Origin of the sequence: Streptococcus entericus DSM 14446 (assembly GCF_000380025.1) — a bacterium.
Taxonomy (GTDB): domain Bacteria; phylum Bacillota; class Bacilli; order Lactobacillales; family Streptococcaceae; genus Streptococcus; species Streptococcus entericus.
In genome coordinates this window covers 32966-57506 of record NZ_KB904182.1, presented here as the reverse complement: position 1 = coordinate 57506, position 24541 = coordinate 32966, and the positions used below count along the sequence as shown (strand labels likewise).

At 46.0% G+C, this 24541-nt stretch carries 23 protein-coding genes and 2 pseudogenes; 17 read left to right on the top strand and 8 right to left on the bottom strand.

Annotation, left to right across the window (positions count from 1 at the left end):
- Positions 1 to 7: 7 nt before the first annotated feature.
- The 9 genes from A3GW_RS12240 (at position 8) to A3GW_RS0107965 (ending at position 10123) form a co-directional block, all read left to right on the top strand.
- A complete protein-coding gene (locus tag A3GW_RS12240; RefSeq protein ID WP_083907135.1) occupies positions 8 to 4660 on the top strand; it encodes a phage tail protein in 4653 nt (1550 codons plus the stop codon).
- A 12-nt stretch (positions 4661 to 4672) separates the two neighbouring features.
- A complete protein-coding gene (locus A3GW_RS0108000) occupies positions 4673 to 4891 on the top strand; it encodes a hypothetical protein (protein WP_018368766.1) in 219 nt (72 codons plus the stop codon).
- Complete coding sequence (locus tag A3GW_RS0107995) at positions 4888 to 5424, top strand: DUF1366 domain-containing protein (RefSeq protein ID WP_018368765.1); 537 nt, start codon at positions 4888 to 4890, stop codon at positions 5422 to 5424. Before A3GW_RS0108000 ends, A3GW_RS0107995 begins: the two co-directional genes overlap by 4 nt.
- A gap of 4 nt (positions 5425 to 5428) precedes the next feature.
- Positions 5429 to 5596, top strand: a complete 168-nt coding sequence (locus tag A3GW_RS11895) for a CD1375 family protein (RefSeq protein WP_018368764.1) — start codon at positions 5429 to 5431, stop codon at positions 5594 to 5596.
- Between the two features lie 3 nt (positions 5597 to 5599).
- A complete protein-coding gene (locus tag A3GW_RS0107985; RefSeq protein ID WP_018368763.1) occupies positions 5600 to 5899 on the top strand; it encodes a hypothetical protein in 300 nt (99 codons plus the stop codon).
- A 1-nt stretch (position 5900) separates the two neighbouring features.
- Positions 5901 to 6245, top strand: coding sequence for a phage holin (locus A3GW_RS0107980; protein ID WP_018368762.1), 345 nt, complete (start codon positions 5901 to 5903; stop codon positions 6243 to 6245).
- Positions 6235 to 7599: a peptidoglycan amidohydrolase family protein gene (locus A3GW_RS0107975; RefSeq protein ID WP_018368761.1), complete on the top strand. Its 1365-nt coding sequence runs from the start codon at positions 6235 to 6237 to the stop codon at positions 7597 to 7599. Before A3GW_RS0107980 ends, A3GW_RS0107975 begins: the two co-directional genes overlap by 11 nt.
- A gap of 240 nt (positions 7600 to 7839) precedes the next feature.
- On the top strand, positions 7840 to 8784 hold the full coding sequence (locus A3GW_RS0107970; protein ID WP_018368760.1) for a class I SAM-dependent methyltransferase: 945 nt from the start codon (positions 7840 to 7842) through the stop codon (positions 8782 to 8784).
- Positions 8785 to 8932: 148 nt separating this feature from the next.
- Entirely contained in the window at positions 8933 to 10123 is a 1191-nt protein-coding gene (locus A3GW_RS0107965) for an acetate kinase (RefSeq protein WP_018368759.1), read from the top strand.
- A gap of 71 nt (positions 10124 to 10194) precedes the next feature.
- Here A3GW_RS0107965 and A3GW_RS12235 read toward each other — a convergent pair whose 3' ends face one another.
- Positions 10195 to 10263, bottom strand: coding sequence for a hypothetical protein (locus A3GW_RS12235; protein ID WP_419757109.1), 69 nt, complete (start codon positions 10261 to 10263; stop codon positions 10195 to 10197).
- Entirely contained in the window at positions 10260 to 10421 is a 162-nt protein-coding gene (locus tag A3GW_RS12070) for a hypothetical protein (RefSeq protein WP_233275321.1), read from the bottom strand. The genes A3GW_RS12235 and A3GW_RS12070 overlap by 4 nt, the downstream gene beginning before the upstream one ends.
- Positions 10422 to 10426: 5 nt before the next feature.
- Here A3GW_RS12070 and A3GW_RS12065 point away from each other — a divergent pair.
- Positions 10427 to 10516: pseudogene (locus tag A3GW_RS12065) on the top strand (glutamate--tRNA ligase family protein); the annotation flags it as partial.
- A gap of 55 nt (positions 10517 to 10571) precedes the next feature.
- Here A3GW_RS12065 and A3GW_RS12060 read toward each other — a convergent pair.
- Together A3GW_RS12060 and gloA are read right to left on the bottom strand one after the other, a co-directional pair.
- Positions 10572 to 10703 (bottom strand): annotated as a pseudogene (locus tag A3GW_RS12060) (recombinase family protein); the annotation flags it as partial.
- A 178-nt stretch (positions 10704 to 10881) separates the two neighbouring features.
- Positions 10882 to 11256, bottom strand: a complete 375-nt coding sequence (gene gloA, locus A3GW_RS0107955) for a lactoylglutathione lyase (protein WP_018368757.1) — start codon at positions 11254 to 11256, stop codon at positions 10882 to 10884.
- Positions 11257 to 11433: 177 nt separating this feature from the next.
- On the opposite strand from gloA, the gene A3GW_RS0107945 reads away from it, so the two are divergent.
- From A3GW_RS0107945 to A3GW_RS10980, 4 genes are all read left to right on the top strand, one after another.
- Complete coding sequence (locus A3GW_RS0107945) at positions 11434 to 13095, top strand: Rqc2 family fibronectin-binding protein (protein WP_018368755.1); 1662 nt, start codon at positions 11434 to 11436, stop codon at positions 13093 to 13095.
- Positions 13096 to 13206: 111 nt separating this feature from the next.
- Positions 13207 to 14571: a UDP-N-acetylmuramoyl-L-alanine--D-glutamate ligase gene (gene murD, locus A3GW_RS0107940; RefSeq protein WP_018368754.1), complete on the top strand. Its 1365-nt coding sequence runs from the start codon at positions 13207 to 13209 to the stop codon at positions 14569 to 14571.
- A complete protein-coding gene (locus A3GW_RS0107935) occupies positions 14564 to 15640 on the top strand; it encodes a UDP-N-acetylglucosamine--N-acetylmuramyl-(pentapeptide) pyrophosphoryl-undecaprenol N-acetylglucosamine transferase (RefSeq protein ID WP_018368753.1) in 1077 nt (358 codons plus the stop codon). Before murD ends, A3GW_RS0107935 begins: the two co-directional genes overlap by 8 nt.
- Positions 15627 to 16751 carry a cell division protein FtsQ/DivIB gene (locus A3GW_RS10980; RefSeq protein WP_018368752.1) on the top strand — a complete coding sequence of 375 codons (1125 nt, stop codon included), beginning with the start codon at positions 15627 to 15629 and terminating at the stop codon, positions 16749 to 16751. The genes A3GW_RS0107935 and A3GW_RS10980 overlap by 14 nt, the downstream gene beginning before the upstream one ends.
- A 100-nt stretch (positions 16752 to 16851) precedes the next feature.
- Here A3GW_RS10980 and A3GW_RS0107925 read toward each other — a convergent pair whose 3' ends face one another.
- The 4 genes from A3GW_RS0107925 to A3GW_RS0107910 form a co-directional block, all read right to left on the bottom strand.
- Positions 16852 to 17688, bottom strand: a complete 837-nt coding sequence (locus tag A3GW_RS0107925) for a MetQ/NlpA family ABC transporter substrate-binding protein (protein WP_018368751.1) — start codon at positions 17686 to 17688, stop codon at positions 16852 to 16854.
- Between the two features lie 11 nt (positions 17689 to 17699).
- Positions 17700 to 18359, bottom strand: coding sequence for a methionine ABC transporter permease (locus tag A3GW_RS0107920; protein ID WP_018368750.1), 660 nt, complete (start codon positions 18357 to 18359; stop codon positions 17700 to 17702).
- A complete protein-coding gene (locus tag A3GW_RS0107915; RefSeq protein ID WP_018368749.1) occupies positions 18349 to 19086 on the bottom strand; it encodes an ATP-binding cassette domain-containing protein in 738 nt (245 codons plus the stop codon). The genes A3GW_RS0107920 and A3GW_RS0107915 overlap by 11 nt, the downstream gene beginning before the upstream one ends.
- Before the next feature lie 329 nt (positions 19087 to 19415).
- Complete coding sequence (locus tag A3GW_RS0107910) at positions 19416 to 20177, bottom strand: peptidylprolyl isomerase (RefSeq protein WP_018368748.1); 762 nt, start codon at positions 20175 to 20177, stop codon at positions 19416 to 19418.
- 86 nt (positions 20178 to 20263) lie between these two features.
- Between A3GW_RS0107910 and A3GW_RS0107905 the strand changes: the two genes are divergently transcribed.
- From A3GW_RS0107905 to A3GW_RS0107895, 3 genes are all read left to right on the top strand, one after another.
- The gene (locus A3GW_RS0107905) at positions 20264 to 22585 is read left to right on the top strand and encodes a DNA translocase FtsK (protein WP_018368747.1); all 2322 of its coding nucleotides are present in this window, start codon (positions 20264 to 20266) and stop codon (positions 22583 to 22585) included.
- A gap of 107 nt (positions 22586 to 22692) precedes the next feature.
- Positions 22693 to 22971, top strand: a complete 279-nt coding sequence (locus A3GW_RS0107900; protein WP_018368746.1) for an HU family DNA-binding protein — start codon at positions 22693 to 22695, stop codon at positions 22969 to 22971.
- A gap of 102 nt (positions 22972 to 23073) precedes the next feature.
- Positions 23074 to 24378 carry an HD domain-containing protein gene (locus tag A3GW_RS0107895; RefSeq protein ID WP_018368745.1) on the top strand — a complete coding sequence of 435 codons (1305 nt, stop codon included), beginning with the start codon at positions 23074 to 23076 and terminating at the stop codon, positions 24376 to 24378.
- Positions 24379 to 24541: the final 163 nt, after the last annotated feature.

Genomic DNA, 24541 nt, shown 5'->3' with positions numbered 1-24541 from the left:
ATTGCAGTTGATTACGTTTTTAGATGAGCGTGATGTCGAATACGGCGCTTTAGCAACCATTAAGGCTACAAACGCGGTGAATGGCGAGCGGTCAATCTCTGGTGAAATCATCTCTGGTGATCACGTTTTGAGCCATATTGAACGTGGTTGGCGATTGAGGTTTGAAGATGAATACTATGTCATCACTTACGCTAAACCGATTGATGGAGGGCGTCAAACCAGTGTTTCTTTTGATGCGGTTCATCAATTTTTTTGGGATTTTGACAAATCGTCTGTCCACAGTCAGTTAAAAGATGGATCGCATACCTTTGACGCTTATCTAGAGTTTATCTTCAAGGACAGTGGATACCGCTACACAGTAGACTCGCTGTTGAAAATTTCGGCTTTTTCTAAACAATCGTTTGGCTATAAAAAACGTTTGACTCTCTTTAATGACATCATCAAGTCAACGGGTGTTGAATTTGCTGTCTCAGGCAAGGTTGTTAGGATCCTGGCAAAGGCAGGGACGGACTTATCCACGGTGGTTCGAAAAAACTTTAATCTAAATGAGTTGGGTATTGAAAAAAATATAGGGGACTTTGTGACCTATCAAAAGGGGTTTGGTGCCTGGAACGATAGCGAAGATCACTCTAAAGGGCGCTTAGAAGTTGAGTACGAGAGCCCCTTGGCTTCTGTTTACGGACGTTTGGAAGCAGAGCCGTTTGTAGACGAGCGTTACACCATAAGCGAAAACATGCTGTCTGTCCTTAAGGAAAATGTCGATAACTCCTACACAATCAGCGTCAAGATTGATATGGAAGACCTAACAAAGGCGGGCTATGACTATACCCAACCAAGAGCGGGTGATTACATCATGGCCATCAACGAAACATTAGGTTTCCAGGAGAAAATCCGCATAGTCTCCTACGTTAGCGAGTACGATGTCAAAGGGATTTTGGTCAAACACGAAGTCACTTGCAATGACATTGGCTCTGTCAAAAAACAATCGGCCGGTTATAGTGTAGCTAAGAAGCAAATGCAGTCTACTGCCGACGATGTAAATAAGGCTTTAGAGGTTGCCAATCGTGCAATGGTGTCAGCTGATGGTAAAAATACAGTCTACTTCGGGGTCGAATTTCCTAAAGATGAACCCAAAGGTACGTTAAAAAAAGGCGATTCGCTTTATCTCCAGATCGGCGAAGAAACCAAAATGTATTTTTGGAATGGTGCTGAGTGGGAGGAGCCTCCAGTTGTTAACGACGTTGAAAAGTTTAAGCGCGACATCGCAGAAGAATTTGAAACGGTCAATGCCACCATGCAAGCCAACGAAGCCAAGCGAGAAAAGCAAGCAAGGGAATTTCTAGACCAAGCTGGTGCTAGCACGGATTTAGCTAACACAGCTAAACAGATTGCTGAGGAGGTAAAAGCTGGGTATGCGGATACTGTGTCCATGGTTCAGCAAGCTAAAAGCAATCTTGAGGGACAAATGGCAAATACCAAGGCTACTGTCACCCAGCAGGCTCAGCAGCTAGCTGACCAAGCGAGGACACAAGGGGAATTACAAACCCTGGTCGCCGAGACAAAGAAAACGGCAGAAGGGGCTAAGGCAATCGTAACTGAACTGTCAAAAACAGTCAATAGCACGACAGGCAATCTGACCAGTGTCACCCAGCGGGTGGCGAGTGTTGAGACGGGCCTGTCTGGTGTTCGTGAGCAGTACAGCCAGCTCAATCAGGCTGTTAGCAGTCAGACTGGTCAAATCACGGCTGTTACTCGGCAGACAGCAGACCTGCAACGAGGGTTGGATGGGGTGACGGAGCGGTTTGAGAATATTAGCGTCGGCGGGGTGAACCTTGTCAAGCGAACAGGTGAGCCTTTCGTAATGGGTTACGGCATCACTAACACGACCTGGAACGATAGCGAGCAAAAAGCTGTCTTAGACTTGACTAATCCTGCCAATCGTCGTGACCTTAACGGTGAAATATTGCCTCAGAGTAGTGCTCTCAATAATTTTAAGCCTCAAAAGGGAGTGACTTATACCCAGTCTATTAGGGTTGATACGGATGCGACGTTTATTCCTGATGGCTCGCTAAAATTTACATGGTTCACGCTGTCGCCATCAGCTCACAATTTCACATCAGCTAATATCAAAAAAATAGGCGAAAACAGCTACTTGCTGTGGTCAACTCGTACGTGGCACACGGAGAATAACCCGTTGCGAGCTTTTGACATCATCAACTTGCATCAGGTTCTAGATTTTAGAAACTCTGGAACTTATCTGAAGTTTTACAAGCCTAAGCTCGAGTTGGGCACTATCCCTACTGACTGGTCGCGAGCCGATGAAGACTTGCGACAGGAATTTGCGGACTATAAGCGGACAGTAGATGAAAACAGTGCGGAGCTGGGGCGACGTGTCCAAACTTTGGACGGCAATCTGTCTGAGACAAAGACATTGGCCCGGCAAACAGCAGACAGCATTGAGCAACTAGCTACCAAGGTTAATGTTGATCAGGATGGCAGAATCACACGAGCGGAATCAAGCATCAGTCAAAATGCCGAGGAAATCGCTAAGCGCCTGACAAGGGCCGAGGTTGATAGCTTGGTTGATGGCAAAGGCCTTGTCTCAGCTAAGGTATTTGACAATTACAAGCGTGAGACAGCGCAGACGATTGAGCACCAGTTGACTGAGACAAGAGGGATGATACCGAAAAATTTTGGTGGTGTTAATCTGCTCAAAAACACAGAGACTATGACAGGTACAGGCTGGTCTAGTAGTGGCCATGTTTGGAGAAAATCTCAAGAGACGTACCGTAACCAACCGATTTTTGAGTGGGTAAGCGGAGGTAAGCATACTCCTATCGCTTATTACTCGGTTACGTCAGGTGCAACATATACATTTAGCACTTATGTCAAAAAAGGCAGTCAAGGGCGAATTTTCCTCTATCTTTATGATGACAACAAGTTTTTAAATGTTAATCGAGACCAAATTTTTCAACTTGAGGCGGATAAGTTCAGTCTTATTTCAGTGACTTTTACGGCAGAGCGTGTCGGGACATTAGCTATTCGTTTAGCGATGATAACCGATGAGCAAGGTGGTTTTAGTCACACACCGTTCATGCTTGAGCACAGTACTATTCCCACCGACTGGTCACCTGCGCTTGAAGACATGGTCACTTCGGTCGATTTTAATCAAGTCAAAGAAACAGCTCAACTCTACGAGCGTACGATTGGGACCACTGGTCAAGGGATAGCGGACAACATCGCCCGCATGGCTATGACATCTAATATTTTCCAAGTGGAGGTCGGCAAGAGCTTGTCAAAGAATGACAATCTCGTTTATGACCCGACCAACTACTCACGTCACCAGCCTCGATCTACCAGTAATGCGGCAGATTACTACATGACAGGAACCAACACCTACAAGCTTTTGGTGATTAAGCAGACTGGACATACAGCTCATCAATGGCGAGGTTTTCAGGTTCCCTTACGAACCGCCACTTTTACGAAAGGCGAAAAACTCAGTTATCGTGTCAATCTTTGGGTGGATGTGCTTCCTGATGATATTATTAGTTTTGAGATTAAAAACGCTGGCACCATAATAGGTTCTTTTCAGATTATGCCAAACAAAACTGGTGCCGCTCAGATTTTTACGGGCACATTTACAGTCAACTCTGACACTATAGTCACAGACGATTACGGTCTGCACGTCTGGTTGCGAAAAAACGGTCAGGTCGCCATTGGACAAATTTCTATCGTCCGAGGGGAAGTTCCGCCAGACAGATTTGTGGATAGTACCTCGGCGCAAGAGGTGGTGAACTCTACCCGCGTCACCCAGTTGGCGGATAGCTATGCCATTAAAACCCTAAACAGTAATGGCGCTGTGCTGTCTGCGGTCAATGTCGCTACTGGAGGCGTGGCGCTACAAGCTGGTCAGAATAAGCTGGTTGTGGCACCTAGTACGACCTATATCCAAGACGGAACGATTAAGAATGCCATGATTGAGAGCCTGCACGGGGGCAAGATACAGGCGGGGTCGGTGACGAGCAGTGTGATTGCTGCAGGGGCTGTCAATGCGAGCCATTTGGTGGTTGATCAGGCGCTGTTCGATAAGTTAATGGCTAATGAAGCTTATCTAAAACAGCTCTTTGCCAAGAATGCCTTCATCACTAGTGTTCAGTCAGTGAGTATATCAGCTAACCAGATTTCTGGTGGTAAGTTGACGGCTTTGAATGGACATACAAGCTTTAATCTACAAACAGGTGAACTCCGAACGATGGGGGGAAATAGTGGCATCGTGATAAACAATGGCGCTTTTGATTTCGTGAGATCAGACGGAAAAAGCATTGCGGGTTATTCTACTATATCCAACAACAACATTATTCAAGGGGGAGCGATTGGTTCACACGCAGGATTTAATTTTCATATCACTACACAGACAGGTGCAAGAAAGATGTTAACTTTTACAGACGACAATCGCATGATGGTCGCTAGCGCCATGACAATTGTCAGCGATAGTGTTAACCAAAATGAAAAAATCGGTGTGAGATTAGTACGTCGCAACTTCGGTGGTGGTTATTGTACAGCAATTATTTCTTCACAGAGCGGCGCAGGCATAGAAGTTTACGATGACGGAAAGGTTCGTGCAGTTGGTGCAAATGGCAAATATGTCGATTTAATTTAGGAGGAGAAACAAATGAACGACACAATACAATCTAAATTAGCAATCAATATCGCTAGCAAAGCTTTGATGATTGCGACGCTGGAAGCTCAAAACGAGGAGCTGCAATCTCAGCTAGGTCAAGCTCTAGCCCAATCTGAAACTGATAAGCAACGGATTGAGGAGTTAGAGGCTGAAAATGCTGAACTCGCTGAGAAGTTGCGATTGCTGACAGAGGGTGAGGTGGTTGAATGAGGTCTTGGAGTGTAGCGGGAAAATACCAAATATTTGATAGTGACGGAGTGATTACACACACAGAAATCGTTCTCGCCTCAACGACAGCAGGTTATGCGACCTTTACCGAGCGAGTGCTTGGAGACCAAACTGGCAAGAGTGAGCGTGAACTGGTCGAATTAGCCCGTGAGGCGCTTTTCAAGTCCGAGTTTTCAGACCGAGCTATGGCCGAGAGCGTCCAGAAGATTGATGAGATTGAAGCAGTTGTCAAGTCTGCTAAAAAATTCATGGCTGAAGCTGAGACTAAGATGACAGTCATGGCTAAGTCGCAGACTGATTTGGAAGAACGCTTGTCGTTAGCAGAAACTGACAGGAACACTCGCTTTAAGGCGATTGAAGATCAGTTCGCTATTCTCAATGGATCTGTGATGGAGATGATTACAGACTATTATTCTCAATCAGGGGAGGAAGAAGATGTTTCGGACACTGAAAGCAATGACAATGTCGACGGTAGCGACAATTCTACCACTAACGAAAATACAGAAACGGAGTAATAACATGATGGTAATGTTAATGGCGATGAATATTGTAGATGAGCACTTTGATTTTTCTTTCAAGGATGTGCCAAAGATTTTCAAAAAGCGTGTTAAGGCACAGCTGGAGTTGATGGGGCATCCAGAGCTTGCAGATGAAAAAGTTGTCAACTACACGCCGAAAGGGGAGTAGGCTATGCCTATTGAACAAGTTGAGAGAATAGCTCAGTCACAATTTGTCTGGGCTATTCTTTTTATTCTTCTGTTTGGAGCGGTGGTTCGCTATCTGGTCCGCACATCGGATAAAAGGGAGAGAAAGTTGACAGACTTTTTTGAGCAATCACGAACCGAGGCTAATCAGCGTGAAGAACGCTTAATGGACCATTTGGATCAGACGACGGTGGAGCTGAAGGGGATTTCGCAAACTGTCGGAGAGGTTCAAAAAGAGTTAGTCCGTATGAATGACCGTATGGACGAAATCGAGAAAGGACGATAATATGCAAGATATTCAGACAATTTTAGTGACAGCATTCCTGTCTATCGTAACAGCTTTAGTTGGGGTAGCTGTTCAGTCGGTTAAGAAATACCTTATTGCCAAAGGTGGCGAAAAGGCTGTTAAAATCGTTGAGATTTTGGCAAAGAATGCCGTGAATGCCGTTGAGCAGATTGCGGCGGAGAATGGTTGGAAAGGTGCTGATAAATTGCAGGCTGCTAAAGTAGCTGTCAGCGATGAATTGGCTAAGCACAATATCTATATGACTGACAAGCAACTTGATGTCTTTATTGAAGCTGCCGTAAAGCAGATGCACGATAATTGGAGAGGTGGTCATCATGGGAATTAACATTGAAACGGCTATTGCATGGATGTCAGCACGAGCTGGAAAAGTGACCTACTCAATGGACTACCGCAATGGTCCGAATAGTTATGACTGCTCTAGTGCTGTATATTATGCGCTAATGGCGGGTGGTGCAATTTCTGCAGGTTGGGCCGTAAATACCGAGTACATGCACGACTGGTTGATCAAAAACGGCTACGAGCTGATCGCTGAGAACCAGGCCTTTACCGCCCAGCGTGGCGACGTCTTTATCTGGGGTCGTCGGGGTCAATCTAGCGGTGCGGCTGGTCACACGGGTATGTTCGTCGACGGCGACAACATCATCCACTGCAACTGGTCGGCCAAAGGCATTAGCGTGACTGACCACGATGTCAGCTGGTCTTATGCTGGTCGGCCTTACTACTACATCTATCGTTTGAAAAATGGCGGAGCTTCTCAGACCAAAAGCGATGAGCAGTTGGCTCGAGAGGTCTTGGCTGGTGCCTATGGCGATGGCAAAGTCCGTCAGCAGGCACTTGGCTCGAGAGCTGAGGCTGTGCAAAGGATGGTCAATGAGCTACTTAAGACAGATCAAAAGGACCCTGACAAATCGGACCAAGAACTGGCCCAGGAAGTCCTAGCAGGGAAGCACGGCAACGGTGATGATCGCAAGAAAGCTCTGGGTAGTCGTTACGAGGCTGTGCAGGCTATTGTCAGCGATATGGTCAAAGCGAAACAGACCCAGACTGAGTCAGCTCAACCAGTAGTCCAACAGGAGTCTGGTGACCTGTCCTTTAATGGTGCAATCCTCAAAAAGTCAGTCCTTGATGCCATTCTGGCCAAGTGCAAGGAGCATAACATCCTCCCTAGCTACGCTATCACCGTCCTGCACTTTGAGGGGCTTTGGGGGACCTCGGCAGTCGGTAAGGCAGACAACAACTGGGGAGGCATGACCTTGACTGGCAAAGCTGAGCGACCTAGTGGTGTGACCGTGACTCAAGGCTCACCCCGTCCATCAAATGAAGGTGGCCACTATATGCGGTATGCCTCTGTAGAGGACTTCCTGACGGATTGGTTTTACCTGCTACGCTCAGGCGGTAGCTATAAGGTCAGCGGTGCTAAGACATTCTCAGAAGCTATTAAGGGTATGTTCAAGGCAGGCGGTGCAGTCTATGACTATGCTGCAAGTGGCTATGATGACTACCTTGTGGGAGCTTCTAGCCGTTTGAAAGCCATTGAGCAGGAGAACGGATCACTAGACAAGTTTGACCGTGCTACCGTCGATAATGTCGGTAGCAAAGACAAGATTGACATCACGATTGATGGGGTTGAAATCTCTATCAATGGTGTCACTTACAAGCTGACTAAAACGCCAGTTTAAGCACTAGATACGATAAGACGACTAAAGCCCTTTGGAGCAATCCAGAGGGCTTTTTTGCGTGTTCTGAACACAGCAGGTTACAGTAAAACACAGTAGAATACAGTAGGAATATAGTAGATAAAGAAAAAGGACCTTGTCCAGAGGTCGTGATTTTAGGGGGAGGCAGTCTGATAAATACGATAGTAGAGGGTTTTTGATAATTTTGGTATAATGAGACCAAAAACGTTGGAAAGGCAACCCATGACATTAACTAAAATCGAACAGGCCTACCAGCTGGTGCTGGACAATACCCATGATCTGCAAACGGCCTTATCAACCCATTTCTTTGATGCCTTGATTGAGCAAAATGCGTCCTATCTTGGGGAAGAAGCAGCAAGCGAGCACCTAGCCAAGCGCCATCAAGCCCTACGTGACCTTAAACTGAGTGCTGAGGACTGGCGACGTGTTTATCAGTTCCTACTCATCAAGGGTAGTCAGACAGATAAGCTCCAACCCAATCATCAATTCACCCCAGATTCACTGGGCTTTATCCTCTTGTTCTTGATTGAAGTCCTGACGGATAAACCTCAGCTGGATGTTCTGGAAATCGGTTCAGGTACGGGCAATCTGGCCTTAACCTTGCTCAGCCAAACCAGTAAGCAGCTAACTTATACAGGCATTGAGCTGGATGACTTGCTGATTGATTTATCGGCTAGCATGGCTGAGATTGCTGGTTTACCGTTGACTTTGGTACAAGGCGACGCTGTTCGTCCGCAGCATTTGCCAGAGAGCGATGTGATTTTGTCTGATTTGCCAGTTGGATATTACCCTGATGAAGAGATTGCTAGCCGCTATCAGGTGGCCGCAACAGGGCAAAAAACCTATGCGCATCATCTCCTCATGGAACAATCGCTCAAGTACTTAAAACCTGGAGGACTAGCGATTTTTCTAGCGCCAAATAACTTGTTAACAAGCCCGCAGGCAGATTTATTGAAACAATGGCTAAGCGACTATGCCAATATCCTTGGTGTGATTACCTTGCCTGATAACCTTTTTGCTGGTCAGCAACTGACCAAATCGATTTTTATCTTGCAAAAGCAAGCAGAAAAAAGCAAGGAGAGCTTCATCTATCCCTTAACTGATTTAAAAGACCCCGATGCTTTAAGAGCATTTATGAAAGCTCTTAGGACCTGGAAAAGTAGCTAATAATGATTGTGAATCGTTTATAGTCTATCATGTCTGGGAAACAACTGTTAAAAACGTCACAAACTCACAAAAAAATATAGTCCAAAGGCGTGCCATTTTGATAAGAATTTGCTATAATGTAAGGGATAACAAAAAAAAGAGGTGTATGATGTCAAAAACAATTGCAATCAACGCAGGTAGTTCAAGCTTAAAGTGGCAACTTTACCGCATGCCAGAAGAAGAAGTCTTGGCAGCTGGTATTGTTGAGCGTATCGGTTTGAAAGATTCGATTTCAACTGTAAAGTTTGATGGGAAAAAGGAATCCCAAACCCTTGATATTGCTGACCATAACCAAGCTGTAAAGCTTTTGCTAGATGATTTGATTCGCTACAAGATTATCAGTAGCTATGATGAGATTACAGGCGTCGGTCACCGCGTTGTTGCTGGTGGTGAAGACTTCAAAGAATCAGTTCTCTTGGACGAGGAAGCTATCGCTCGTATTGAGAAGTTATCTAGCTTAGCGCCACTTCACAACCCAGCTAACGTGGCTGGTATCCGTGCCTTTAAGGAAATCTTACCAGACATCACTAGCGTCGCGGTCTTTGATACAGCGTTCCATACGACCATGCCAGAGGTTGCTTACCGCTACCCCGTACCAAATAAGTTCTATACAGACCATCAAGTGCGTAAATACGGTGCTCATGGAACAAGCCACTACTACGTGTCTCGTCGGGCGGCTGAGTTGCTTGGCAAACCATTGGAAGAAACGAAATTGATTACCGCTCACATCGGTAATGGGATCTCAATCTCAGCGATTGATGGTGGTAAATCTGTCGACACATCCATGGGCTTCACACCGCTTGCTGGTCCGATGATGGGGACACGTTCAGGGGATATTGACCCAGCTATCATTCCTTATCTAATCGAGCAGGTGGAAGAGCTAAAAGATGCTGCAGATGTCGTCAACGTCCTCAACAAGCAATCCGGTCTCCTCGGTATTGCCGAAGTATCCAGTGATATGCGCGAGATTGAAGCAGGTGTTGCGGCAGGAGATGAAAAATGTACCCTAGCCTTCAATATGCTGGTTAATCGCCTGCAGAAGTTTATCGGTCAATATCTAGCGGTGCTTAACGGTGCAGATGCTCTGGTCTTCACAGCAGGTATCGGTGAAAACTCAACTCTGGTACGCGAGTCTGTTGTCAACGGCTTGACATGGTTTGGTCTTGACATTGACCCTGAGAAGAATGTTTTTGGTAACTCAGGTGACATCTCAACACCAGCTGCCAAAGTGCGTGTCCTCGTGGTTCCAACAGATGAAGAGTTGGTCATCGCGCGAGATGTTGAAAAGTTGAAAAACTAAGCAAAACAACCTTGCTCAACTGAGCAAGGTTGTTTGAGTTAATAAAGCTAGTCTAACGCATCGTGTTAGGACTACTCAGTCTTACGACGATGAGCTAAGCCAAGGCTTGCCAAAGTCGTCACCAGCCCCAAGCCTGTCAGGGCAAGGGAACTAGTCTCACCTGTTTGTGGCAGGGTTGCTTTGTTCCCTGTGCTGGCTGTGTTTGCGCTGGAGTGGCAGAGGTCGTTAATTTGGCGAACTGTGCCTTGACCCTATCCAATTCTTCTGCCGTTTCCGCAAAACTGATCTGAACTGCCAAGTCGCCTTTATGCTCGTCATCATGGTGGTACTTTTATCATTCGTATTGAGGACACAGGCCGTGAACGCCATGTCGAAGACAATGATTGGTCTCAAGGGCTTTATCCAGTTGGGGATGATGGTTGTTAGCTCCTGAGTCTTTCTCGACAAAGATAAGGTCGCAAAAGCTGAGGGCATCCCTTTGGACGGCTAGTCCTAGCGCTTGACGCTGGTCAGCAGAGCTGACGCGGGCATAGCCGATCGTGATGCTGGGCTGATGGTGATATTTTTTCAAGTAATACATCAGTCTCCTTTACCAACCATTGCAGCAGGGACAGTATTGTATCAAAATGCTTACGATAAAAACTGTTGCCACCTTTCACAGTAACTTAGTTGCGCACTAAAAAAGCCGACCCTCCTGTTAGTGAATACAGAGATGATCAGCTTGGTTAATAATTGCCTAGCAGTAGGTTGCTCTGCGATTAGTGCAGGCGAATGACTTCGATTTTGTAGCCATCAGGATCTTTGACAAAGTAGTAGTGGGGTTCTTGACCAGGGAGACCCTTGAGGTCGGTCACCTCGTAACCTGCAGCGATATGGCTAGCGTGGCTGGCTTCTAAGTCCTCCACACCTACAGCCAAGTGACCATAGCCGTCGCCCAAGTCATAGCCTGGGTGGTCATAGTTATAGGTCAACTCTAATTCGAAATCTTCCCCTTCGGTTTTCATAAACACAAGTGTGAACTTGTGGTCAGGAAAGTCCTTGCGGCGAACTTCCTTAAAGGGAAATGCTGAGCTGTAAAAGTTAATTGAGGCATCCAAATCCTTGACACGGATACAAGTGTGCAATAGTTTCATCTCTAATCTCCTATCTGTAAACTACCTCTATGATACCGAAAAATAGCTCATCTTTCAAGCAAGGCGATTTCTGCGCCTGTCCTCTCTGCTGGTGGACGTAAAGCTGGTTTTTCTTCATGCGTTTGCGCATGTCCTGTGCTATAATAAAAGAAAGAAAACCATAGAAAGAGGTGACCCATGTCCTTTGACGGCTTTTTTTTGCACCATTTGACGAAAGAGTTGCAAGAAGATCTGCTAGGTGGTCGTATCCAGAAGGTCAACCAGCCCTTCGAGCGCGAATTGGTACTGGGCATTCGCAACCATCGCACCAACTATAAACTGCTCCTGTCCGCCCACCCAGTTTTTGGTCGGATTCAGCTGACAAGAGCTGACTTTGACAATCCAAAGGTACCAAATACCTTTACCATGCTGATGAGAAAGTACCTGCAGGGGGCGGTGATTGAGACGATTGACCAGTTGGATAATGACCGTATTCTGGAAATCAGCGTCTCTAACAAAACTGAGATTGGCGACCAGCTCAAGGTGACCCTGGTCATCGAAATCATGGGCAAGCATTCCAACATTCTCTTGGTTGATAAGGGCCAAGGTAAAATCATCGAGTCCATCAAGCACGTCGGTTTCTCGCAGAACTCTTATCGGACGATTCTGCCTGGAAGTCACTACCTCAGACCACCTGAAACAGGCAAGGCCAACCCCTTTACCATTGGGGATGAAAAGCTCTTTGACCTCTTGCAAACGCAGGAGCTGACAGGCAAAAACCTGCAATCCCTCTTTCAGGGGTTGGGGCGGGATACTGCGGAAAAGTTGTCTGAGGAGCTGATGACCAGCAGCCAGAAGCTCAAAACCTTCCGTCAATTTTTTGCTCAATCTTCTCAGCCCAGCTTAACGGCAAAAGGTTTTGCTGCTCTGCCATGGGGCGATAGCCCAAAACCCTATGAGAGCCTGTCGGAGCTTTTGGATGTCTTTTTCAGGGACAAGGCAGAGCGGGATCGTGTGGCTCAGCAGGCCAGTGACTTGGTGCAGAAAGTTGATAATGAACTGGCCAAGAACCGCAAGAAATTGGGCAAACAGGAGGACGAGCTACTGGCGACCGAGAATGCGGAGGAGTTCCGCCAAAAAGGGGAGCTCTTGACCACTTTTTTGCATCAGGTGCCAAATGACAAAGATAGCGTGGTGCTGGATAATTATTACACGGGTGAGCCGATGACGATTGCCCTTGATAAGGCCTTGACGCCCAATCAGAATGCCCAGCGTTACTTCAAGAAATACCAGAAACTCAAGGAGGCGGTCAAGCACTTGACAGGTTTGATTGCTGAAACCAAGGCGACCATTGCTTACCTGGAGACGGTGGAACTGGCGCTCAGTCAAGCCAGTCGTGAGGACATCAGTGACATTCGTGACGAACTGGTACAGACAGGCTTTATCCGTCGTCGCAGTCAAGATAAGCTTCACAAACGGAAAAAACCTGAGAGCTATCTGGCGTCAGATGGTCAAACCATCATCATGGTTGGACGTAACAACCTGCAAAACGAAGAGTTGACCTTCAAGCTGGCCAAGAAAAACGAGCTCTGGTTTCACGCCAAGGATATTCCAGGGAGCCACGTGGTTATCAGGGATAATCTTGATCCATCAGATGAGGTTAAGACCGATGCTGCTGAGCTTGCGGCCTATTATTCGAAGGCACGCTTGTCAAACTTGGTTCAGGTCGATATGATTGAGGTCAGAAAGCTCCACAAGCCGACTGCCGCTAAGCCAGGCTTTGTCACCTATACGGGACAAAAGACCCTACGCGTGACCCCTGATGAGGGCAAAATTAAACAGATGAAACAAACCAACTAGGAATGTCCTTAGTTGGTTTTTCAGGCAATCAACCAGCTCGTCTAGCCTTTTTTAGTTCTTTTATGGTAAAATAAGCTGGTAGCAAATTAATATCTAAGAAAGACGATTAGTATGAAAGACATTCGGTCATTTAACAACAAAAAAGTGTTGGTTCTCGGTTTAGCAAAATCTGGTGAAGCCGCGGCACGTCTGCTGGACCGCCTAGGGGCTATCGTTACGGTCAATGATGGCAAGCCGTTTGAGGACAACCCAGCTGCCCAAAACTTGCTAGAAGCAGGTATCAAGGTTATCTGTGGCAGTCACCCACTGGACTTACTCGATGAAAATTTTGAGCTCATCGTCAAAAACCCAGGGATTCCGTATACAAACGACATGATACAAAAGGCTCAGGAGAAAGGGATCCCGATTTATACGGAGATTGAGCTGGCTTACTTGATCTCAGAAGCACCAATCATTGCGATTACAGGATCCAATGGTAAAACAACAACCACGACGATGATTGCAGATGTTTTTGAACAGGCAGGTCGTTCAGGGCTCTTGTCTGGCAATATCGGTTTCCCAGCTAGTGAAGTTGCCGCTCATGCGACAGCAACAGATACACTTATCATGGAGCTTTCTTCCTTTCAGCTGATGGGAATCGAGCAGTTTCACCCTAAAATTGCAGTGATCACCAACTTTTTTGAGAGCCACCTTGATTATCACGGGACCTTCGAAGACTATGTGTCAGCCAAGTGGCGTATTCAAGACAATATGACATCGGCAGATTATCTGGTGATCAATCATGATCAGGCGATGGCAAGAGAACTAGCTCAGCAGACAAGTGCGACAGTTGTTCCCATCTCGACGACTGGACTTGTTGATGGGGCTTATCTTTTAGATGGTCAGCTCTATTTCCGAGGAGAGGCCATCATGCCGGCTCATCTTATCGGCGTTCCTGGTAGCCACAACGTTGAAAATGCACTAGCAACGATTGCTGTTGCTAAACTCTCTGGGATTGAGAATCAAGCCATTATCGCTTCCCTGAGTCAGTTTGGTGGCGTTAAGCACCGGTTGCAAAAGGCAGCAACGATTGCTGGCGTGACCTTTTATAATGATAGCAAGTCAACCAACACTTTAGCCACTCAGAAAGCCCTGTCTGGCTTTGATAATCACCAGTTGTTGTTGATTGCTGGTGGGCTTGATCGTGGCAACGATTTTGATGATCTTCTGCCTCATGTAGAAGGTCTAAAAGGCATGATTGTGTTAGGCGAAACAGCACCTAAGCTGATTGCCCTCTGTGAGAAAGCTGGGATTAACTATCAAGAGGCCAAAGATGTCAAGGAAGCTGTTCACCTTGCGTTTGCCAAGGCTCAAGCAGGAGATGTGATTTTACTTAGCCCAGCCAATGCCAGCTGGGATATGTACAAAAACTTTGAAGTCAGAGGTGATGAGTTTCTTGCTGCCGTTGACCAACTACAAGGAGATTATCATGGCTAAGTCAATTGTTTTAACAGGTGGTGGCACGGTTGGTCATGTGACCCTCAACCTGATTTTAATCCCGAAACTTCTCCACGATGGTTGGGAGGTTCACTACATTGGGGATAAAAAAGGTGTTGAGTACCAGCAAATCCAGCAATCAGGGTATGCAGTGACTTTTCATGGCATCATGACAGGCAAGTTGCGTCGGTACTTTAGCCTGCAAAATGTTCTGGACCTTTTCAAGGTTGCCTTTGGGATTCTACAATCCTTAGTGATTATCGCTGGTCTTCGCCCCAAAGCTCTCTTTTCAAAGGGAGGATTTGTGTCTGTTCCGCCTGTGATTGCTTGCCGAGTGCTGGGGGTTCCTGTTTTTATCCACGAGTCAGACTTGACCATGGGGTTAGCTAACAGGATTGCCAGCAAATTTGCGACCAAGATGTATACGACTTTTGCCCCAACATTAAAGAGTGCCAAGGTTCAGCAAGTCGGTGCAGTGACCAAGGTTGGTCAATCAACGACTGGTTCTGCTACTGACTTGGGACCAATTCTTGAGCAATTTGACCCCAATCTCAAAACACTGCTTTTTGTCGGAGGGTCTGCTGGAGCCAAGGTCTTTAACGATTTTATCACAGCTCACCCAGAGCTTTGTCAACACTATAATATCATCAACATCACAGGCGATGACAAACTAAACCAGCTCTCGCGCAACTGTTATCGGTTAGCTTATGCCACCGACCTCTACCAGCCGTTACTAGAGCAGGCTGATGTGGTCATCACGCGCGGGGGAGCTAACACCTTGTTTGAATTATTGGCAATGGCAAAGCTACATGTGATTGTACCGCTTGGGAAACAAGCCAGCCGTGGGGATCAGTTGGAGAACGCAGCCTATTTTGTCAATAAGGGGTATGCTGAGCAACTGATGGAAGAAGACTTGACCCTTGAGCACTTGCTTGACAAGGTCAACCAACTCTTAAGGCATGCAGACAGTTACCGCTCTGCCATGTCCCAAAGCACTGACATCACCTCTGTTGACAGCTTTTATCACTTGCTCTTATCAGAGATAGGAGGGTTACGTGGCGACATTTAAGAAACGAGAATCGACAAAAAAGAAACCTCAGCCAGAGTTGACCGAGTGGCAGAAACGCAACTTAGAATTTCAACAGCGAAAAAAGCAGCGTCAGGCAGAAAAAGAACGTCTGGAAGCTGAAGCGCTACAAAAAAAAGAATCAGCGAGTTCCTCACTTGACGGTGAAGCTACTGAGACAGACAAAACTGTTGACAGCTCTGCTTCGTCAACTGCTGTAGAAACACCTGTATCGCCTGACTCGATAGTGGCTGAACCACCTAAGGTTAAGCGAGTGAGAAAAAAAGGGCTATCACAGAAATGGCCAAAAGCCTTGCCGATTATATTTACCGCTTTAATCGTCCTGTTGTTGGCTCTCTTTACCATCAGCCCCTTTAGCAAACAGAAAATAGTCACCGTGTCGGGACTTCAACATGCCGTTGAGCAAGAAATCATCAAAGCAACAGGGATCTCATCGGATGACTACATCACGCATACGTTTTTCAACTTAAAAAGCTATGAGAAAGCTCTTGTAAAAAAGAATCCTTGGGTAAAAAAAGCCAGCTTATCCTATCAATTTCCTAATAAATTTGCTATCGCTGTGGAAGAAAACACCATCGTTGCTTACAATGAAACTGCGGATGGTTTCCGACCGATTTTAGAAAATGGTGAGCAAGTCGCTCCGCTAGGTGATGGACAACTTCCCGAGGGTAGCCTACCTTTAAAGTTTGACAAACAAGAAGACACCGCTAGTTTTATCAAACAGTTTATCAGTCTGGATCCGAGCATTCGCCAGTCTGTTAAGCAGGTTGCCTTTGCAAATTCTGCGTCAACGCCAGACCTCCTCCTGCTCACGATGGCAGAAGGGCACACAGTTCGTATTCCCCTATCGGAAATCAGCCTAAAGCTCCCTTACTATAAGACCATCAAGGACAAGCTGACCTATCCACAAATTATTGATATGGAGGTTGGCATTTACACGACAACGCCTGAACTGGAGGCTTCAGCTGCTGAAACCAAAGCCAGTAAAGAACAAGAGTCCAGAGAACTTGCAGCTCTTAACAGCAGCTCAAGTGACACTAAGCCATCAACGCGTACAGAAACGGGCAGTACGTCATCAACGGAGACCAACTAAAGCCACGTCTTAAAGTCAGGTTTAAGCAGAGAACTAAAAAAGCTAGGACAGCCTTCCGTGATTGCGATGCAATCGTAGAGGGTTGTCCCAGTTCCTGTTATTAGAATGCTGGTTGAGCATGGCCTGCTAGCTTGTCTTTGATGAATAATTTAATCTCATCGCTAGTCAGTGCTTTTTGAACAGCCTTGACGGCATCGCTGTCTTTGTTGTCTTCACGAGCGACAAGAGACACGGCAAAGGTGTTGTCTGATTCCTCTTCTAAAATCAAGCCATTATCTGTTGGGTTAAGACCCAGTTTGGCGATATAAGTTGGGTAGTTAAAGACCATGTCTTTTTCTTGGTAGGCTTCATTCAGATTAAGTAGACCAATTGGGCTGAAGGTCAGATTTTTAGGGTTTTCTGTAATGTTATCAACCGTTACAGTGTAGCTATCTGGCTGATCAAGGGTGATGATGTTGTGTGTAGCCAAAAGACGCAAGGCGCGTGCCATATTGGTCGGGTCGCTTGGGATAGCCACGTCTGCTCCTTCAGGTAAGTTTTCGATGTTATCAAAATCTTTAGCATAGAAGGACACGTTAGCGTTATAAATAGGCTGAATTTGAACGAGGTTTGCCCCATTACCGCTATTATACATTTCCATGAAAGGCTTGTGCTGGAAGAAATTGGCATCAACTTCTTTATTGTGCAAGGCAACGTTCGCTTGAACATTGTCAGAAACTCTGACGATTTCAAGCGTGTATCCAGCTTCTGCCAAGTCATCTGTAATCATCTCTAGCATGTCTGTCATAGGAGAGGTGTGAGAAGCTACTTTAACGATCACTGGTTCAGCAGTTGATGTCGAGCTGCTGGTCGTTTCTTTAGCAGCCTTTTGACCAGAGCAGGCGGCCAATGCAAAAGCAGAGAAGAGGGTTAAGCTGGAAAGCAATAGTTTTTTCATGAGAAAACTCCTTATTTTGTGATTAGTTTGGCGATGAGATAGCCAATATTTTGAATAACGAAGACATAGACCACAAAGATGATGACAATGAGGTACATGAGGGGGTAGTTGTACTCCTGATAGCCGTAGCGATAAGCGTATTCTCCGAGCCCTCCAGCCCCGATAACGCCCATGACTGTTGAATAAGAGAGGGCAGAAATGGCTGTTGAGGTGAACGATAAGACCAAATCTTGCTTGCTGGCAGGCAAGAGAAAGTAGCGAATCATCTGACTTGGTGTTGCTCCCATACTGATGCTACGGTCGATGATCCCTTTGGGGACATTAAGCAAGGCCTGCTCGACAAAACGAGCATAGAGGCTGACGGATACCAGAGTCAAGGGCAAGGTCGCCGCCAAATTGCCAAAAGAAGTCTGGAAAAGAAACCGACTAACAGGGATTAAAATAAAGATAAAGATGAGGTAAGGGATACTGCGCAGCGTATTTAACAAAATACTGAGTATCTGATAGAGCAGGGGCTGCTTTAAGAGAACAGGCGTATCCAAAGCGTAGAGAAGAATACCTAGTGGGAGGGCGATGACCAAGCAAAACACCAAGGACAGCCCCACCATAAAGTTGGTCTCCCAAAAAGCGTCGATAATGCCTGGGATATGGCTGGTCAAGTCACTTAACATGGGTCAAGAACTCCTTTACGTGAGTGAGGTAGTGCTTATTGGGGTCGTCTGTCGCGTGCTTAACCGGTCGAACGGTGTCAACAAGTCGCCCCTTGTCAAGAATCATCACCTCATCACAAAATTGTTTCAAGAGGCTTAAATTGTGTGAAATCATCACAATGGCAATGTCACTGGTTTCTCTTAGTTTTTTGAGGAGGTCAAAAATCTCCTGTTCACTATTAGCATCAAGGGCAGAGCTGATTTCATCGCAAAGCAATACCTGAGGTTCTTGCAAGATTGCCATGGCAATGGCAACTTTTTGCTTTTGTCCACCAGAGAGGTCACGGCAGGGCACGTTTTTGAGATGGCTAAGGGCCATAAAGGCAAGCGTGTCATCAATGGTTTGCCGATTCGGTTTCTTTTTTGCTAAGAGGTAAACAAGTTTGAGGTGATAGAGCACCGTTTCGCCTTCCAAAAGGTTTCCCTGTTGGAAAATATAGGCGACGGACTTTCGCATGTCTCGTATTTGCTCGGGAGATAGTGTCTCAAGCTCTTGTCCATGGTAGAAAATCTGACCATAGTCAGGCTCAACCAAGCCGTTCATCATCTTGAGAATGGTTGATTTGCCTGTTCCGTTTTGCCCAATCAGCCCTAGACGATCTCCCTTTTTAACAGAAAATGTCAGATGTTCCAACTTAAAATTTGCTTGGGGATAAGATTTTCCCACATCTTTTAGTTGAATAATCATGTCTCACCTCCTCCACAGACCACTATAGCATAGTTCATTTTCCAGAGCAAGTTCAAGCAATCGATTCTTTTATATAATAACTGAAAACGTGTACCAGTACAGATATATCGTGCCAGCGACGTAGAGATAATGAAAAGATAGGGAGGATGACAGTCGGTAATCCGTTAGAACTTGAGAAGTTGTTAGCCGACTAACCCTGAGCCTCGGCTAATTAACGACCATAAACTGAAAAGACCAGGACAGTTGTCCCAGCCTTGTCATGATTGATTTGACAGGTCGTTGGCTATTGCCAAGAAGAATTAGACTATTCTTAGCTTGCTCACTTATTTTTAGTTGAAGGTGTAGTCTTTGATAATATCAATTTTTTCGATAAGAATAGGTTCAACAGGTTTGTCCTGATCATCGGTTTTTGTTGATGCGATGTCATCAACAACTGCCATTCCATCGATGACTTGACCAAAGACCGTGTAGCCGCCATCTAGGCTCGGATTTCCTCCTTGAGCGTAGGCGTTATAAATTTTTTCAGGATAGTAAAGAGGATGGAGCTGGCTGGTTTGGTCAGCCTTATTCTGGTTGATGAAAAATTGACTGCCGTTCGTGTTTGGACCGGCATTGGCCATCGCAAGAGCACCGCGGATATTGTAGAGCAAGTCGGAGGACTCGTTAGCAAAACCAGTTCCATCGTCGATGGCCTTATCCTTACCAGCCCAAATGGATTGTCCACCGCGCCCAGTACCCTCAGGATCTCCGCCCTGAATCATAAAGCCATCAATCACACGGTGGAAGCTCACGCCATTATAGTAGCCGTTCTTCGCATGAGTGAGAAAATTTTCGACCGCTAGCGGAGCCAACTCAGGGAAGAGTTTGATGGTGATGTCACCCTTGTTGGTGGTCAATTTGACAGCTGCTTCATTGTCAGCAATCTCAGTTGACAGCTGCGGGAAATCTTTCTTGTTGAGTTCCGTCAAGCGCTCTTTTAGAGCCGTTTGCAATTCGCTTGATGACAAAGTTTCTGATGTGTTTGTTGATCTGGTTTGACAGGCAGTTAGTAGCGCCATAGACACAACCGTCAGCGCAAGAAATTTTTTCATGAGTCCTCCAAAGGCTATTATTCCCTTTATTTTACCATAATTTCTCAAAAAAGACTTAAAGTAAAAAATTCTGATATAATAGTAGCATGACAGCAAAACGAAGTAAAAAAACAACCAAATCCCCTGCTAATAGCAAACGTCGGCTAAATCAAACCGAACTCGCTAAACGTCAGCGGACCAAACGCCTGATTTGGCGAAGCCTTATTGTTCTGATAATCCTTATCGGTCTGATCCGCTTAGGGATTTTTGGTGTGACGGTTTACAACATTTTTCGGTTTGCCTTTGGGTCATTGACTTATCTGGTGCTTATCGGCGTCTTACTCCAAATGCTACTGAACAAATGGCTGGCTCGCTATGATGGCGTGACTATTGGGTTTTGGACAGTGGTGGCTGGCTTACTCCTCAACTGGCATGCTTACCTTTTTACCCAGCCTCAACTCAAGCAAGCAGAGGTTTTCAGCGCTACTATCCAGCTCGTCTTTCAGGATTTATCCACCTTTAAGGTAGAACAATTTTTAGGTGGAGGTATGCTAGGGGCAGTTCTCTATAAACCCATCAGTTTTCTTTTTTCAAATATTGGGTCATTTTTTATCGGTGGTCTCATCATACTCCTGGGTCTCTTCTTGATGACCCCTTGGGATATTTACGAGGTCATTGATTTTGTCAAAAATAGCTGGGCGGCATATCAAGTCCGATCAGAACAACGTCGCCAAGCACAATTCCTCAAAAAAGAGGAACGCCGTCTCCAGCAAGAAGCTGCCATGGCACAAGCAAGTCAGGAAGAAAATGAGCAGGATCTGGATGACCAGGCACCTGATACCCAACTGACACGTGATGAAAGAGATGTTGACATCTACTTGCCATCAGACTCAGAGGAAGAGGATGTGTACGATTTGGACGAGGACTGGTTTGCACAAGAGCAGTCAGTTGATCCAGCGCCAGCATTGCCTGAACTACCAAAGACAAGCCCCTCGCTCAAGCAGAGCTTGCTCTATAAACTGCCCAGCATAGACCTTTTTGCTCCAGACAAACCAAAGAACCAATCCAAGGAAAAGAAAATTGTCCGAGAGAACATCGCTGTTTTGGAACAAACCTTTGCTAGCTTTGGCATCAAAGTCACAGTAGAGCGGGCGGAAATCGGTCCATCAGTGACCAAGTACGAGGTCAAACCAGCTGTTGGCGTTCGGGTCAACCGGATTGCTAACTTGGCTGATGACTTAGCTCTCGCCCTTGCAGCCAAAGATGTTCGGATTGAAGCGCCGATTCCAGGAAAATCGGTCGTCGGTATCGAAGTCCCCAATTCTCAAATTGCAACGGTATCTTTCCGTGAACTTTGGGAGCAATCTAAAACCAACCCAGACAACCTGCTCGAAGTCCCGCTTGGTAAGGCGGTCAATGGCACCAGTCGTTCGTTTGATTTGGCACGGATGCCCCACATTTTGGTGGCAGGTTCAACAGGTTCAGGGAAATCTGTAGCAGTCAACGGCATCATCTCCAGTATCCTGATGAAAGCCCGACCGGATCAGGTCAAATTCATGATGATTGATCCTAAAATGGTGGAGCTATCTGTTTACAACGATATTCCCCACCTCCTCATCCCAGTTGTGACCAATCCTCGTAAGGCCAGTCGTGCCCTGCAAAAGGTGGTTGATGAGATGGAGAATCGCTACGAGCTTTTCAGTCAAGTCGGTGTCCGCAACATCGCTGGCTACAATGCCAAGGTGGAAGAGTGGAACAAAACAGCGGATGACAAACATATTCCCTTGCCACTTCTGGTCGTTATCGTGGACGAGCTGGCTGACCTGATGATGGTCGCCAGCAAGGAAGTCGAGGATGCCATTATCCGACTTGGGCAAAAGGCCAGGGCAGCTGGGATTCACATGATTTTAGCCACCCAACGTCCGTCTGTTGATGTCATCAGCGGTCTGATTAAGGCGAACGTCCCTAGTCGTATTGCCTTTGCTGTCTCCAGCGGTACGGACAGCCGTACCATACTGGATACCAATGGTGCAGAGAAACTCCTTGGTCGTGGGGACATGCTCTTCAAACCGATTGACGAGAACCATCCTGTTCGTCTCCAAGGCTCCTTTATCTCCGATGATGATGTCGAGCGCATTGTCAGCTTTATCAAGGCACAGGCCGATGCCGAGTACGACGACAACTTTGACCCAGGTGAGGTCGCAGATGGTGACGACCTTTCGGGCAATAGCGGAGCTGCTCAGGGCGATCCCCTCTTTGAAGAGGCCAAGAGCCTCATTATCGAGACCCAGAAGGCTTCTGCCTCCATGCTTCAGCGTCGCCTGTCTATCGGTTTCAATCGAGCCACAGACCTCATGGATGAATTGGAAAAAGCAGGCATTATCGGTCCAGCAGAAGGAACAAAACCACGAAAAGTCCTGCAACAATAGCAAAAATCGCTCAAATTAAACAAAAAGCTTGACCATAAGAGGATTTTTAGATATGATATAGGGTGTTGGGGTATCTTGCCCACAAAATATTTGGAGGATTTAGCACAATGGCTAACAAACAAGATTTGATCGCAAAAGTTGCAGAAGCAACTTCATTGACAAAGAAAGACTCAGCAGCAGCAGTTGATGCAGTATTTGCAGCAGTGACTGACTATCTTGCCGCTGGTGAAAAATTGCAATTGATCGGTTTTGGTAACTTTGAAGTTCGTGAGCGTGCTGCCCGTACAGGTCGCAACCCTCAAACTGGTAAAGAAATTACTATCGCAGCTTCTAAAGTACCTGCTTTCAAAGCTGGTAAAGCTCTTAAAGACGCTGTTAACAAATAAGCAGTATCTTAAACAGCCCTTATCCACTAAGGATAAGGCTGTTTTTTTGCTGTTAACCAGCATTTTTAGTTGATTTATCACATTTTTTGATATAATAGCTCTATGAGAGAAAAGATTTTTCGTGATTCTGTTCATAATGATATCGTTATCACTGAGCGGGTCATCTATGAGTTGATCAATACAAAGGAATTTCAACGTTTACGTCGCATCAAACAGTTGGGGACAACAGGCTATACCTTTCACGGAGGTGAACATAGCCGTTTTTCCCATTGTTTAGGGGTCTATGACATTACACGTCGTATAGTGCAACGATTTAACACGACGTACCCTCATATCTGGAAGAGCGAGGACAGCCTTCTTGCCATGACCGCAGCCCTGCTCCACGATATTGGGCATGGGGCTTATTCTCACACCTTTGAGCGCTTGTTTGATACGGACCATGAGCAGGTTACTCGGCAAATCATTACCAGTCCTGAAACAGACATTCACCAGGTGCTTTGTAAAGTGTCTCTTGATTTTCCAGAAAAAGTCGCTTCAGTTATCGGTCATACCTACCCTAATAAACAGGTTGAGGAATTGATTTCGAGCCAGATTGATGCTGATCGCATGGATTATTTGCTGAGAGATTCCTACTTCACAGGTGTTAGCTATGGGCAGTTTGATCTGACTCGCATCCTTAGTATTATTCAGCCCTTGAAAAACGGCATCGCTTTTGCTCATAGTGGTCTTCATGCGGTGGAAGATTACCTGATCAGGCGCTATCAGATGTACATGCAGGTCTATTTTCACCCTGCCAGCCGTGCGATGGAAGTTCTCCTTCAAAATTTATTTAAGCGAGCCAAGGTACTCTACCCTGAACATAAAGACTATTTTCGGATGACCTCACCCAATCTCATTCCATTCTTTGAGAGACGGTACGACCTTAACGATTACCTCCGCTTGGATGATGGGGTGATGAATGCTTATTTTCAACTGTGGATGACGAGCTCTGATAAGATATTAGCCGATTTGGCCAGCCGATTCATCAATCGCAAGGTCTTTAAGTCCGTTACTTTTGATGAAGAACACAAAGATCGTTTAGATGACTTACGAGAATGCCTTACTGCTGTTGGCTTTGATGCTGACTATTACAGTGCTGTGCACTACAACTTTGATTTGCCTTACGACATCTACCGTCCGACTGCCAAAAAACCTCGGACTGAGATTAGCATTATTGAGAAAAATGGGGCAATAGCAGAGCTGTCGACCTTGTCACCCTTGGTGTCTAGCTTAACGGGCTCAACACACGGCGATCGCCGATTCTATTTTCCAAAAGAGATGCTCAACACAGGTGATTTATTTAACCTTGATAAACAAGCCTTTCAACAGCAAATAAAAAACGGTCATTTCAATCCCAAAGACCGTTGACCACTGAGACTTTTGTGGTATAATGGAAAAGATGGTTATATTTTAATGTTCGCGGTAAACGCCTTACTCTAATCACTTTTTTGGTGCTGAGGCTTTAGCGCAACCCAACCGTTAACTGAATATTTTCCTTATTACTACAAAATCCTAGAAAGAGCCAAAAGTC

Bases quoted from the DNA above. Each gene is read 5' to 3' on its own strand.
- A3GW_RS0107935 (WP_018368753.1), top strand. From the start codon at position 14,564: ATGGCTAAGTCAATTGTTTTAACAGGTGGTGGCACGGTTGGTCATGTG.
- A3GW_RS0107920 (WP_018368750.1), bottom strand. From the start codon at position 18,359: ATGTTAAGTGACTTGACCAGCCATATCCCAGGCATTATCGACGCTTTT.
- A3GW_RS0107910 (WP_018368748.1), bottom strand. From the start codon at position 20,177: ATGAAAAAATTTCTTGCGCTGACGGTTGTGTCTATGGCGCTACTAACT.
- A3GW_RS0107970 (WP_018368760.1), top strand. From the start codon at position 7,840: ATGACATTAACTAAAATCGAACAGGCCTACCAGCTGGTGCTGGACAAT.
- A3GW_RS0108000 (WP_018368766.1), top strand. From the start codon at position 4,673: ATGAACGACACAATACAATCTAAATTAGCAATCAATATCGCTAGCAAA.
- murD (WP_018368754.1), top strand. From the start codon at position 13,207: ATGAAAGACATTCGGTCATTTAACAACAAAAAAGTGTTGGTTCTCGGT.
- A3GW_RS0107985 (WP_018368763.1), top strand. From the start codon at position 5,600: ATGCCTATTGAACAAGTTGAGAGAATAGCTCAGTCACAATTTGTCTGG.
- A3GW_RS11895 (WP_018368764.1), top strand. From the start codon at position 5,429: ATGATGGTAATGTTAATGGCGATGAATATTGTAGATGAGCACTTTGAT.
- A3GW_RS0107925 (WP_018368751.1), bottom strand. From the start codon at position 17,688: ATGAAAAAACTATTGCTTTCCAGCTTAACCCTCTTCTCTGCTTTTGCA.
- A3GW_RS0107905 (WP_018368747.1), top strand. From the start codon at position 20,264: ATGACAGCAAAACGAAGTAAAAAAACAACCAAATCCCCTGCTAATAGC.
- gloA (WP_018368757.1), bottom strand. From the start codon at position 11,256: ATGAAACTATTGCACACTTGTATCCGTGTCAAGGATTTGGATGCCTCA.
- A3GW_RS0107995 (WP_018368765.1), top strand. From the start codon at position 4,888: ATGAGGTCTTGGAGTGTAGCGGGAAAATACCAAATATTTGATAGTGAC.
- A3GW_RS0107975 (WP_018368761.1), top strand. From the start codon at position 6,235: ATGGGAATTAACATTGAAACGGCTATTGCATGGATGTCAGCACGAGCT.
- A3GW_RS0107895 (WP_018368745.1), top strand. From the start codon at position 23,074: ATGAGAGAAAAGATTTTTCGTGATTCTGTTCATAATGATATCGTTATC.
- A3GW_RS0107980 (WP_018368762.1), top strand. From the start codon at position 5,901: ATGCAAGATATTCAGACAATTTTAGTGACAGCATTCCTGTCTATCGTA.
- A3GW_RS0107900 (WP_018368746.1), top strand. From the start codon at position 22,693: ATGGCTAACAAACAAGATTTGATCGCAAAAGTTGCAGAAGCAACTTCA.
- A3GW_RS0107945 (WP_018368755.1), top strand. From the start codon at position 11,434: ATGTCCTTTGACGGCTTTTTTTTGCACCATTTGACGAAAGAGTTGCAA.
- A3GW_RS0107965 (WP_018368759.1), top strand. From the start codon at position 8,933: ATGTCAAAAACAATTGCAATCAACGCAGGTAGTTCAAGCTTAAAGTGG.
- A3GW_RS0107915 (WP_018368749.1), bottom strand. From the start codon at position 19,086: ATGATTATTCAACTAAAAGATGTGGGAAAATCTTATCCCCAAGCAAAT.